Below are 12,118 nucleotides of genomic sequence, written 5' to 3'. Positions count from 1 at the left end.
CGAAATGTAATAATGAAAAGCTAAATGAGAATTGATTGACATTGATCAAGTAATATTCTTATTCATGCGTGATTTACGTGATCTCTCCATATGCACTAATTGCCAGTCATCGTGCATATCCATCACAACCTGAAAATGATTACGTCGCCAGAATGAATAACCTCCCGGTAAAAAATGATGGGTATGTAAGTATAATAAGTTGTACCGCTGCTGCTCGCAGAATGTTTCAGCAAAAGCGAGTAACTGACGTCCAATACCTTTTCTGCGGTAACGTTTGTCCACATAGCAGCGACAAATTTCTGCCGTTTCTGTCAAAATATAGCGTCCGCGAAGTTCGGCTATACGGTCGTCATATTGGCAGACGGCCAGGGTCGCAATGAGTTCCTGCTTTTCGCTCCAGGCGCACAGCAATACATTGCGCTGCTGTTGAATATACTGCTGTTGCAGGTTAAAAACATCCTGTCCGGGAGTAGGGGCAGGTCTGTCAGCCGCAAAAAATTCATTCAGATGTTGAATCAGAAATAACTGAACCGCCGGAATATCTTCTCCGGTCATTTCACGTAGCGTAAATGAAATCACGAGTTGTCACTCTTATTTGCAGAAACTGAAAGCTAATAATAACAACACGGGAGGGGAAAAACAGGGGACAGAGCGGAAAATGTTACCGGCCTGTACAGGAACAGACCGGTAAGCGCAAAAAGATTATAAATCAGCCAGCGCCGCGTCGCGGTTCGGGAAAAAGGCCAGACGACCCGGAATCGGCTTAATGCCAGCGCGCGCCATCGTGCGCAGCGGCTGGAACTCAAGGTTACTTACGCGCAGTTCGCAGCCTTCTGGCAATCTTTTCACAAAGCGCTGGAAGGCATCCAGACCACCTGCGTCCAGCACCGGTACCGCGTCCCATTTCAGTACGACAATGCGTTTTCCTTCGATGCGTGACTCCAGATCGGTAAACAATCCTTCAGCGGCTGCAAAGAACAGTGGGCCGATCACGCGCAGCACCAGTACATCATCGGGGACCTCGACGTTAACCGCTGCCAGTCGCGTCATGCGTGCAATACGGCGCATAAACAGTAACGAGGCCAGCACAATCCCGACGCTGATGGCAATGACCATGTCAAACAGCACTGTCAGTGACATACACATCATCATCACAATGATGTCGTCTTTGGGTGCATGACGCAGCAAATCCACAACTTTGTGCGCTTCACTCATGTTCCAGGCCACCATCAGCAGCAGGGCCGCCATCGCCGACAGCGGCAGCCATGAGAGCAGCGGTGCCAGCGCCAGCAGCGCCATGATCACCAGCAGCGCGTGGATCACGGCGGAAATAGGGGATGTTGCGCCAGCGCGGACGTTTGCCGCCGAACGGGCAATCGCCGCCGTTGCGGTAATCCCACCAAAGAAGGGGGCGACAATATTACCCAGGCCCTGACCAATCAGCTCGCTGTTGGCTTTGTGTTTCGTGCCGGTCATTCCGTCGAGTACCACGGCGCAGAGCAGGGACTCGATTGCCCCCAGCATGGCCATTGAGAAGGCCGCCGGAAGCAGGGCGCGCAGGGAATCCCAACTCAACGTGAAATCAGAATCCGGCAGGTTCCACGGCAGCACCAGTTGCGGCAGCAGTTGCGGTATCCCGTTGCCCTGTGAGCCGTCGGCCAGAATATAGTGGAACTGAGAACCAATGGTGGCAACGTGGCCGCCCAGCAGGTTGACGATCCCCATGACAGCACAGCCGGCGAGTAGGGCGGGCAGGTGGCCCGGCAGGCGAATGCCCAAACGCGGCCACATCATCAGCGTGCCCAGCGTGACCACCCCGATGGCGGCATCGCCCAGGTTAATGCTCGGCAGAGCCATAAATAGCGCGCCGACTTTTTGCAGATAGTGTTCCGGAACGTGGGCCATCTGCAAACCGAGGAAATCTTTGATTTGCATGGTACCAATGGTGATACCAATCCCTGAGGTAAAACCTAAGGTAACTGAGACCGGGATGTACTCTATCAGGCGGCCAAAGCGGGCCAGGCCAAAGAGGATCAGGAAGACCCCGGACATCAGCGTCGCGACAAGCAGGCCTGCCAGCCCAAACTGTTGTGAAACGGGGTAGAGGATCACCACAAACGCGGCGGTCGGGCCTGAGACGCTAAAACGCGAGCCCCCGGTTAAGGCAATAACAATCCCGGCCACAGCGGAGGTATAAAGTCCGTACTGCGGCGCGACACCACTCCCGATAGCCAGTGCCATCGCCAGCGGGATAGCAATAATCCCGACGGTGATCCCGGCAATCACATCACGGGTAAACCGTGAGGCGGTATATTTTTCTTTCCAACAAGCGTCGATGAGGGCGCGGAAAGGCATCACATGTGAGGAAAAAATTCTGTTCACAATAATGTTTCATCCATGAGCGCATCATCTGTCAACTCAATGAAATGGCGGGTTGGCAGGTGAAGGAGGCATAAGTCATACAAATAAAGGTTACAGACAAAAAAACCCGCCGCAGCGGGTCTTTGAGCCGGGTTCGATTAATGCTCGAACATAGCAGAAATCGATTCTTCGTTGCTGATACGACGAATCGCTTCGGCCAGCATACCCGACAGGGTCAACGTACGCACGTTCGGCAGTGCTTTGATTTCGTCGGTCAGCGGAATGGTATCGCAGACAACGACTTCATCAATCACAGAGTTACGCAGGTTGTTTGCCGCATTGCCTGAGAAGATCGGGTGAGTGGCATAAGCAAATACGCGTTTTGCACCACGTTCTTTCAGCGCTTCAGCTGCTTTACACAGCGTACCACCGGTGTCGATCATATCGTCAACCAGCACGCAGTCACGACCCGCTACGTCACCGATGATGTGCATCACCTGAGAGACGTTTGCACGCGGACGGCGTTTGTCGATGATCGCCATATCGGTGTCATTAAGCAGCTTAGCGATAGCGCGGGCACGCACGACGCCACCGATGTCCGGAGAAACCACAATCGGGTTATCCAGATTCAGCTGCAGCATATCTTCTAACAGAATGGGGCTACCAAATACGTTATCAACCGGTACGTCGAAGAAGCCCTGGATCTGTTCAGCATGCAGGTCAACGGTCAGAACGCGGTCAACGCCGACGCTGGACAGGAAGTCAGCGACAACTTTTGCCGTAATCGGCACACGAGCGGAACGTACACGACGATCCTGGCGCGCATAGCCAAAGTAAGGGATAACGGCGGTGATACGGCCTGCGGAAGCACGGCGCAGGGCATCAACCATAACGACCAATTCCATCAGGTTGTCGTTCGTTGGAGCACAAGTGGACTGGATGATGAAAATATCACCACCGCGTACATTTTCGTTAATTTGTACGCTGACTTCGCCGTCGCTAAAGCGACCTACAGCGGCGTCGCCGAGAGAAGTGTACAGGCGGTTGGCAATACGTTGTGCTAGTTCCGGGGTGGCGTTACCAGCAAAAAGCTTCATATCAGGCACGAGAAGAACCTCAGGCATGCGTCCATTGGTGGAAAGAGTTTGCCAAAAACTGTGCGGGCCAGGCAGGACTCTCTCCATGCGGTGTATTAACGAGCGCGATGCAACGTCTGGAACAGGGTGACGTTGTCACCGAAACTCAGCTTGCCCGGCTTACCCGTCATCATTTATGTTTTATGCGCGCTGGGTTCAAGGCCTCACACCAGTCACATACTGATGTATGCGGCTGGCAATTCGTCATCTCGCCAACGTACTGAAACTTCAATGAGTTAGAGTAACGCTCTATGCAGTGGAGAGAGGTTGACACCCTTCGCCACAAAGGCATTGAGCCATTCCGGGGCTTGCTCAAGCACCTGCCGGGCACGAGACTCTGTATCGAATTCAGCAAAGACACAGGCTCCTGTACCAGTCAGGCGCGACGGCGCGTATTCTAACAGCCAGGAAAGCGCCGCATCAACCTCGCGAAAACGTTTTCTTGCGATAACCTCGCAATCATTGCTGAATTCACATTTTAATAACGTTTCTATTGACCTTTTTGGCGTATTACGGGGGAGGTCGGGATCGTTAAAAATCATCGGCGTTGGAATACTGACGCCAGGATGAGCCACCAGGTACCATTTTTCGGCCGGTTTCACCGGGGTCAGGATCTCTCCGACGCCTTCGGCAAAGGCGGCGTGTCCGCGGACAAACACCGGCACGTCAGCCCCGAGCGTTAAACCGAGCTCGGCCAGTTCGTCCAGCGACAGACCACACTGCCAGAGATGGTTTAGCGCGACCAGCACGGTTGCCGCGTTCGACGATCCGCCGCCCAGGCCTCCGCCCATCGGCAGACGCTTTTCGATACGGATATCTGCACCGCTACCGGCTGGCAGCCGACCGCGCTCTGCGGCTGTTTTCATCAGCAGTCGCGCGGCACGAACGATCAGGTTGTCTTCATGTGCCACGCCGTCAACCGGCGTCAGGAGATGAATTTCGCCGTCGCGACGCGGTTCCAGGCTGAGGGTGTCGCCATAATCGAGGAACTGAAACAGTGTTTGCAGCGTGTGATAACCGTCCGCACGTCGTCCGGTGATGTATAAAAACAGATTCAGTTTTGCCGGAGAGGGCCACTGGGTCATCATTTTACAATCCAGTTATCCATTTTCAGCTTGATACGCTGAGCACCGTCGGAGAGTTCCATATTGGCCGGCATTGCCGGGGAGGTTTTGCTGTCGTACGCGCTATAGACCACTTTCCAGTTTTTTCCGTCCTGGCTGTAGTTCACTTCGCTCAGGCGGTACTGGTCGTCGAGTTTATAGTCGGTCGCGTCGCCCGGCAGGCCAAGGATCCACTGACGCAGGCTGTTTAGCGGGATAGGCATACCGGTCAGCTTGCCGATCATCTCTTCGGCATCGTCAGCGGTATAGCGCTGGCCTTTATTGTCCATCAATTGCACGTTACCCGGCTGCGCGTTCAGTTCAAGCTCGGTGCTGCCAAGCGGGTTGGTCAGCAACAGGCGATAGCGATCCTGGCCGGTCTGCTGCCAGAAAAAGCGCGCATAGACCTTCTGCTCGTCGGAAATATAGGCAAACGCGCCGCGCGTTTGATACTGATTTAACTGGCGAACCTCCTGCTGATGTTGCCGCCATTGAGGAGAGTCCGGACTTTTCCCCGGGCCTTTCGGCGCGTTGAGCGTACAGGCGGTCAGAACCAGGGTTGCCAGCGGAAGCAGGCGGATCAGGCGAAAATCAGGCAGGGTCATAATGATGACGAATCCTTGTGATACGTTGCAATAATAACCCTTAATGCTAGCGCCGCGCGGGTATATCGTCTACGTTCACGTTATCTTAATTTAAGCAATAAGCGATTACTCCAAAAGGGGGCACTCTCTTTTATTGATTCCGCGCATCCTGTATGATGCGAGCAGACTAACCATATCAACGCTGGTACTACTCCCGCAGACATGACCCTTTTAGCGCTCGGCATTAACCATAAGACGGCACCTGTATCGCTGCGAGAACGCGTAACGTTTTCGCCAGATACGCTCGATCAGGCGCTGGAAAGCCTGCTTGCGCAGCCAATGGTGCAGGGCGGCGTGGTCTTGTCGACGTGTAATCGCACGGAGCTGTATCTGAGCGTGGAAGAGCAGGATAACCTGCAGGAAGCGCTGATTCGTTGGTTATGTGATTTCCACAATCTTGATGAAGACGATCTGCGCAGCAGTCTCTACTGGCACCAGGATAACGATGCGGTCAGCCATCTGATGCGTGTCGCCAGCGGTCTGGATTCGCTGGTACTCGGTGAACCACAGATCCTTGGCCAGGTGAAAAAAGCGTTTGCGGATTCACAAAAAGGCCACCTGAACGCCAGCGCGCTGGAACGTATGTTCCAGAAATCGTTCTCCGTTGCCAAACGGGTTCGTACCGAAACCGATATCGGTGCCAGCGCCGTGTCCGTTGCGTTTGCCGCCTGTACGCTGGCGCGCCAAATCTTTGAATCACTTTCCACGGTCACCGTGCTGTTGGTCGGCGCGGGCGAAACCATCGAACTGGTGGCACGCCATCTGCGCGAACACAAAGTGCAGAAGATGATTATCGCCAACCGCACCCGCGAGCGGGCGCAGGTTCTGGCCGATGAAGTGGGTGCTGAAGTGATCGCACTCAGCGACATCGACGAACGTCTGCGGGAAGCTGACATTATCATCAGTTCAACCGCCAGCCCGCTGCCTATCATTGGTAAAGGGATGGTGGAGCGTGCGCTGAAAAGCCGCCGCAATCAGCCGATGCTGCTGGTGGATATCGCCGTTCCGCGCGATGTCGAACCGGAAGTCGGTAAACTGGCGAACGCTTATCTCTATAGCGTTGACGATCTGCAAAGCATCATTTCGCACAACCTGGCGCAGCGCAAAGCTGCGGCAGTGGAAGCCGAAACGATTGTCGCGCAGGAAACCAGCGAGTTTATGGCCTGGCTGCGTGCTCAGGGCGCCAGTGAAACCATTCGTGAATACCGGAGTCAGTCTGAGCATGTACGGGATGAACTGACTGCAAAAGCGCTTGCTGCTCTGGAACAGGGCGGTGACGCGCAGGCCATTATGCAGGATCTGGCATGGAAACTGACCAACCGCCTGATCCATGCACCAACCAAATCTCTTCAGCAGGCCGCCCGTGACGGGGATGACGAACGCCTGAATATCTTGCGCGACAGCCTCGGGCTGGAGTAGCAACACACCCTTCTTTTACAAGGTGCATTTACGCCTATGAAGCCTTCTATCGTTGCCAAACTGGAAGCCCTGCATGAACGCCATGAAGAAGTTCAGGCGCTGCTGGGTGATGCGGGAACCATCGCAGACCAGGAACGTTTTCGCGCACTGTCGCGCGAGTATGCACAGCTAAGCGATGTTTCTCGCTGTTTTACGGACTGGCAACAGATTCAGGACGATATCGAAACAGCACAAATGATGCTCGACGATCCTGAAATGCGTGAAATGGCGCAGGAAGAACTGCGCGAAGCGAAAGACAAGAGTGAACAACTGGAACAGCAGCTACAGGTATTGTTACTGCCGAAAGATCCGGACGATGAACGCAATGCGTTTCTGGAAGTTCGCGCCGGGACTGGCGGTGATGAAGCGGCCTTATTTGCCGGTGATCTGTTTCGCATGTACAGCCGCTATGCCGAAACACGCCGCTGGCGCGTGGAGATCATGAGCGCCAGCGAAGGCGAGCACGGCGGCTATAAAGAGATTATCGCCAAGATCAGCGGCGACGGCGTCTATGGTCGACTGAAGTTTGAGTCCGGCGGGCATCGTGTGCAGCGCGTACCGGCAACGGAATCGCAGGGCCGAATCCACACCTCTGCCTGTACCGTGGCGGTGATGCCGGAGCTGCCGGAAGCCGAACTGCCGGATATCAACCCGGCCGATCTCCGCATTGATACTTTCCGTTCCTCCGGGGCGGGTGGTCAGCACGTTAACACCACCGACTCCGCGATCCGTATTACTCACCTGCCGACCGGCATTGTGGTGGAGTGTCAGGACGAACGTTCGCAGCACAAGAACAAAGCCAAAGCGCTCTCGGTGCTCGGCGCGCGTATTCGCGCGGCAGAAGTGGCGAAGCGTCAGCAGGCCGAAGCGTCAACGCGTCGTAACCTGCTGGGCAGCGGCGACCGCAGCGACCGCAACCGGACCTACAACTTTCCGCAGGGGCGTGTGACCGATCACCGCATCAACCTGACGCTCTACCGTCTGGATGAAGCAATGGAAGGCAAACTGGATATGCTGATTGAGCCGATCGTGCAGGAATACCAGGCCGATCAGCTGGCGGCGCTGTCCGAGCAGGAATAATGGATTTTCAGCACTGGTTACGTGAGGCGATAAGCCAGCTACAGGAGAGTGAAAGCCCGCGTCGCGATGCCGAGATCTTACTCGAATTCGTGACCGGAAAAGGGCGCACCTGGATACTGGCGTTTGGCGAAACGACGTTGACCGACGCCCAGCAGGCGCAACTGGCGACGCTGCTGGCTCGCCGTCAACGGGGGGAACCGATCGCACATTTAACTGGCGTGCGGGAATTCTGGTCGTTGCCGCTGTTTGTTTCACCGGCCACGTTGATCCCGCGTCCGGATACCGAATGTCTGGTGGAGCAGGCGCTGGCGCGACTGCCAACAACCCCGTGCCGCATTCTCGATCTGGGTACTGGCACTGGTGCGATTGCGCTGGCGCTGGCGTCTGAGCGCCCTGACTGCGAGGTCACGGCGGTTGACAGAATGCCGGATGCCGTTGCGCTGGCGCAGCGTAATGCGGCTCATCTGGCTATCAACAATGTCCATATTCTGCAAAGCGACTGGTTTAGCGCCTTGCCGGGGCAGCAGTTTGCGATGATTGTCAGCAATCCGCCGTACATTGACGAGCAGGATCCGCATCTGGCGCAGGGCGATGTCCGCTTCGAACCGCTGAGCGCCCTGGTCGCCGGTGACTGCGGAATGGCCGACATTGTGCACATCATCGAGCAATCTCGCACGCAGCTGGAAGCGGGCGGTTTTCTGTTGATCGAGCATGGCTGGCAGCAGGGCGCCGTGGTGCGTGACGCCTTTAATCGCGCGGGCTACCAGGCGGTAGAAACCTGTCGCGATTATGGCGACAACGAGCGTCTTACGCTCGGATGCAAGCCCGTATGAACAGCGTTACGCTCCTGTTAGGGGTTCACCTCGCTAGCATTGCGCTTTCCGTTAGTCTGTTTGTGCTGCGTTATGGGTGGCGTGAATGTCATTCTGCGCGGGCTCACGCGCGCTGGACGCGCGTCGTACCGCCGATTGTTGACACCGTTTTGTTGCTCACTGGTGTGGGGTTGATCGCTAAAACGCACATCCTGCCATTCACGGAGCAGGGGACATGGCTGACTGAGAAGCTGTTTGGAGTTATCATTTACATCGTTTTGGGTTTTATTGCGCTCGATTACCGTCGGGCGCGCAGTCGGCAGGCGCGATTAATCGCGTTCCCGCTGGCGCTGGTGGTGCTGTACATCATCATTAAACTCGCCACCACAAAAATACCGTTACTGGGGTAAGTCATGAGGTCGTTAGCTGATTTCGAATTTAACAAAGCGCCATTGTGCGACGGGATGATCCTGGCATCGGAATCGATCCGCCTGGATTTCCCTTCGCAAACTGTCTATGACGAGCTGGAACGTCTGGTCAGCCTGGCGCAAGAAGAAATTAGCCAGCTTTTGTCTCAGGATGAGCAACTGGAAAAATTGCTGGCACTTTTCTACGGCGAGTGGGGCTTTACTGACACCCGCGGCGTTTACCGCTTGTCCGACGCGCTATGGCTTGACCAGGTACTGAAGAACCGCCAGGGCAGTGCGGTGTCACTGGGGGCAATTTTACTGTGGATTGCCAACCGATTGTCATTACCGCTGGTGCCGGTGATATTCCCGACGCAGCTTATTTTGCGTATCGAGTCGCTGGAAGGCGAGATGTGGCTCATCAACCCGTTTAACGGGGAAACGTTGAATGAGCATACGCTGGAAGTGTGGCTGAAGGGGAATATCAGTCCGGTCGCTGAGTTATTTAACGAGGACCTGGATGAAGCGGATAACGCGGAAGTGATTCGCAAGCTGCTGGACACGCTGAAATCTTCCTTAATGGAAGAACAACAGATGGAGCTGGCGCTGCGAGCGAGCGAAGCGTTACTGCAATTTAACCCGGAAGATCCGTATGAAATACGTGACCGGGGCTTAATTTATGCGCAACTGGAATGTGAACATGTCGCGCTGACCGATTTAAGCTATTTCGTTGAGCAGTGTCCGGAAGACCCGATCAGCGAAATGATTCGTGCGCAGATTAATAACATCTCGCATAAGCAAATTGTCCTGCATTAATTTATCGACATTCTTACTCATCATTAAGGCGATCCTATGAAACAAAAAGTGGTTAGCATTGGCGACATCAAGGTAGCAAACGATCTGCCGTTCGTGCTGTTTGGCGGGATGAACGTGCTGGAATCGCGCGATCTGGCGATGCGCATTTGTGAGCACTACGTGACCGTTACCCAGAAACTGGGTATCCCTTACGTGTTCAAGGCCTCTTTTGATAAAGCCAACCGTTCCTCTATCCACTCCTACCGTGGACCGGGCCTGGAAGAAGGGATGAAAATCTTCCAGGAACTGAAGCAGACCTTTGGCGTAAAAGTGATCACCGACGTTCATGAAGCCAGCCAGGCGCAGCCTGTTGCTGACGTTGTAGATGTGATTCAGTTACCGGCGTTCCTCGCGCGTCAGACCGACCTGGTGGAAGCGATGGCGAAAACCGGCGCGGTCATCAACGTGAAGAAACCGCAGTTCGTGAGCCCGGGTCAGATGGGCAATATCGTGGATAAATTCCATGAAGGCGGTAACGACAAGGTGATCCTGTGCGACCGTGGGGCAAACTTCGGTTATGACAACCTCGTTGTCGATATGCTGGGCTTCAGCGTGATGAAGAAAGTTTCTGGCAACAGCCCGGTGATTTTCGACGTGACCCACGCGCTGCAGTGCCGTGACCCGTTTGGCGCAGCGTCTGGTGGCCGTCGTGGTCAGGTGACTGAGCTGGCGCGTGCCGGTATGGCGGTCGGTCTGGCCGGTCTGTTCATTGAAGCGCATCCGGATCCGGACAACGCGAAATGCGACGGCCCATCCGCGCTACCGCTGGCGAAGCTGGAACAGTTCCTGGTGCAGATGAAAGCGGTTGACGATCTGGTGAAAAGCTTCGACGAGCTCGACACTGAGAACTAAGTCACGCAGAAACAGAAAACCCCGCCGCAGCGGGGTTTTTTTCGTCTGAGGGATCAGGCAAAGATCGTCATCAGATAGGCGGCAAACAGCGCCAGATGCGCCGCACCGTTCAGTACGTTAGTGCGCCCCGTTGAGAACGAGATATGGCACAGCACCAGTGACGCCACCATCACTACCATTTCTGGTGCGTCTAAGCCGAACACCAGGTCATTCCCCGTCGCCCACGCAATCAGCGTTACCACCGGTACCGTCAGGGAGATAGTGGCCAGCACTGAACCGAAGAACAGATTCATGGCGCGCTGCACCTGGTTATTCAGCACTGCTTTCAGCGCCCCAAGCCCTTCCGGAGAGAGGATCAGCAGCGCGACCAGGAAGCCGGTAAAGGCGACCGGGGCGTTCAGTTCGGTCAGCAGTGTCTCCAGCGGGTTTGCGTTCATCTTGGTGACGGCAATGACCGCAATCAGATGAATCACCAGCCAGACGGCATGCCACACATTACTGTGCGCAGAGGGCTTACCGTGATGCGGGTCGTCGTCGTCGCTGTCATCTTCGTGCTCATAAACAAACAGACTCTGGTGCGTTTTGGTCTGAATGAGCAGGAATACGCCGTACATCGCGGCAGAAATTAAGGCCACCAACAGCGCCTGGCCGGTGGTGAAATTCGCACCGGGCAGCGCCATCGGAAACACCAGCACGATAATTGCCAGCGGAAACAAGGCAATCAGATACTGTTTGATACCGAACAGATTCATATACTGAGTGGCGAACTTACGCCCGCCCAGTAATAACGAAAAGCCCACCAGACCACCAGTGACAATCATGATGATGGAATAGAGCGTGTCGCGCATCAGCGTAGGTGCCGCATCACCGGTCGCCATCAGCGCTGAGATCAGGCTGACTTCAAGAATGACCACTGACAGGCTCAGAATGAGTGAGCCGTAGGGTTCGCCGAGGCGATGAGCCAGTACGTCGGCGTGACGAACAACGCTAAAGGCGCTGCTTAAAATACCAATCAGGGCAAGAAGGTTAATGCCGATTACCGCTGGTAGTGAATGGCTGCCCCCCCACAGGAACAGCACTACCAGCGCCACAACCGGGAAAATAAGCGATGTCTCCTTATGGCGGGTTTTCACCGCCTCATGTGCATATGTCATGAATGCTCTCCATCTCTGCAGGTCGATTTTAGTTATAAATGTAATAAAGCGTGTAAAAAATAACAGAAAACGCAGGCTTTACGGTGATATTTTACGAAATTTTACGGCATTTCGGCCTTTCACCTTTAAAACGACAGAAAGAGAAACTCTTGTTTATAGAGTGTTTAAATAACAGAAACTTATGCAGGCTGCAGAATGAATAAACCTTATTGTAGTGGCAGAGGCGCTCAGGGTTGACCACACTTAAGGTTTAGCC

The 12,118-nt window shown here is 54.7% G+C and carries 12 protein-coding genes; 6 read left to right on the top strand and 6 right to left on the bottom strand.

Annotated elements, in window-relative coordinates; translation table 11 throughout:
* Nucleotides 1-45 precede the first annotated feature (45 nt).
* The 5 genes from HVZ37_RS12090 to lolB all read right to left on the bottom strand — a co-directional run bounded on the left by HVZ37_RS12090 (nucleotide 46) and on the right by lolB (nucleotide 5,205).
* Nucleotides 46-555 carry a GNAT family N-acetyltransferase gene (locus HVZ37_RS12090; protein WP_043001918.1) on the bottom strand — a complete coding sequence of 170 codons (510 nt, stop codon included), beginning with the start codon at nucleotides 553-555 and terminating at the stop codon, nucleotides 46-48.
* Nucleotides 556-702: 147 nt separating this feature from the next.
* On the bottom strand, nucleotides 703-2,355 hold the full coding sequence (gene dauA, locus HVZ37_RS12085) for a C4-dicarboxylic acid transporter DauA (RefSeq protein ID WP_043000477.1): 1,653 nt from the start codon (nucleotides 2,353-2,355) through the stop codon (nucleotides 703-705).
* 164 nt (nucleotides 2,356-2,519) lie between these two features.
* Nucleotides 2,520-3,467, bottom strand: a complete 948-nt coding sequence (gene prs / locus HVZ37_RS12080) for a ribose-phosphate diphosphokinase (protein ID WP_001518537.1) — start codon at nucleotides 3,465-3,467, stop codon at nucleotides 2,520-2,522.
* A 266-nt stretch (nucleotides 3,468-3,733) separates the two neighbouring features.
* Nucleotides 3,734-4,585 (bottom strand): 4-(cytidine 5'-diphospho)-2-C-methyl-D-erythritol kinase, encoded by an 852-nt coding sequence (gene ispE / locus HVZ37_RS12075; RefSeq protein ID WP_181627548.1) that lies wholly within the window; start codon nucleotides 4,583-4,585, stop codon nucleotides 3,734-3,736.
* On the bottom strand, nucleotides 4,582-5,205 hold the full coding sequence (gene lolB / locus HVZ37_RS12070; protein ID WP_043000479.1) for a lipoprotein insertase outer membrane protein LolB: 624 nt from the start codon (nucleotides 5,203-5,205) through the stop codon (nucleotides 4,582-4,584). Before lolB ends, ispE begins: the two co-directional genes overlap by 4 nt.
* Nucleotides 5,206-5,406: 201 nt before the next feature.
* On the opposite strand from lolB, the gene hemA reads away from it, so the two are divergent.
* From hemA to kdsA, 6 genes are read left to right on the top strand one after another with little or no spacing between them, the layout of a single operon-like run.
* Nucleotides 5,407-6,663, top strand: coding sequence for a glutamyl-tRNA reductase (gene hemA, locus HVZ37_RS12065; RefSeq protein ID WP_043000480.1), 1,257 nt, complete (start codon nucleotides 5,407-5,409; stop codon nucleotides 6,661-6,663).
* 36 nt (nucleotides 6,664-6,699) lie between these two features.
* Entirely contained in the window at nucleotides 6,700-7,782 is a 1,083-nt protein-coding gene (gene prfA, locus HVZ37_RS12060) for a peptide chain release factor 1 (RefSeq protein WP_044257688.1), read from the top strand.
* Nucleotides 7,782-8,615 carry a peptide chain release factor N(5)-glutamine methyltransferase gene (prmC, locus tag HVZ37_RS12055; RefSeq protein WP_181627547.1) on the top strand — a complete coding sequence of 278 codons (834 nt, stop codon included), beginning with the start codon at nucleotides 7,782-7,784 and terminating at the stop codon, nucleotides 8,613-8,615. The genes prfA and prmC overlap by 1 nt, the downstream gene beginning before the upstream one ends.
* Nucleotides 8,612-9,004, top strand: a complete 393-nt coding sequence (gene sirB2, locus HVZ37_RS12050) for an invasion regulator SirB2 (RefSeq protein ID WP_044257822.1) — start codon at nucleotides 8,612-8,614, stop codon at nucleotides 9,002-9,004. Before prmC ends, sirB2 begins: the two co-directional genes overlap by 4 nt.
* 3 nt (nucleotides 9,005-9,007) lie before the next feature.
* On the top strand, nucleotides 9,008-9,817 hold the full coding sequence (gene sirB1 / locus HVZ37_RS12045) for an invasion regulator SirB1 (protein WP_043000484.1): 810 nt from the start codon (nucleotides 9,008-9,010) through the stop codon (nucleotides 9,815-9,817).
* A gap of 36 nt (nucleotides 9,818-9,853) precedes the next feature.
* The gene (gene kdsA, locus HVZ37_RS12040; protein ID WP_043000485.1) at nucleotides 9,854-10,708 is read left to right on the top strand and encodes a 3-deoxy-8-phosphooctulonate synthase; all 855 of its coding nucleotides are present in this window, start codon (nucleotides 9,854-9,856) and stop codon (nucleotides 10,706-10,708) included.
* A gap of 53 nt (nucleotides 10,709-10,761) precedes the next feature.
* Here the strand turns inward: kdsA and chaA are convergent, their stop codons facing one another.
* Nucleotides 10,762-11,862: a sodium-potassium/proton antiporter ChaA gene (gene chaA / locus HVZ37_RS12035; protein ID WP_061070044.1), complete on the bottom strand. Its 1,101-nt coding sequence runs from the start codon at nucleotides 11,860-11,862 to the stop codon at nucleotides 10,762-10,764.
* Nucleotides 11,863-12,118: the final 256 nt, after the last annotated feature.

The sequence above is a fragment of the Citrobacter sp. RHB35-C17 genome, assembly GCF_013816795.1.
GTDB lineage: Bacteria > Pseudomonadota > Gammaproteobacteria > Enterobacterales > Enterobacteriaceae > Citrobacter_A > Citrobacter_A amalonaticus.
The sequence above is the reverse complement of the archived record's forward strand: the minus strand, read 5'-3'. Positions and strand labels throughout refer to the sequence as shown.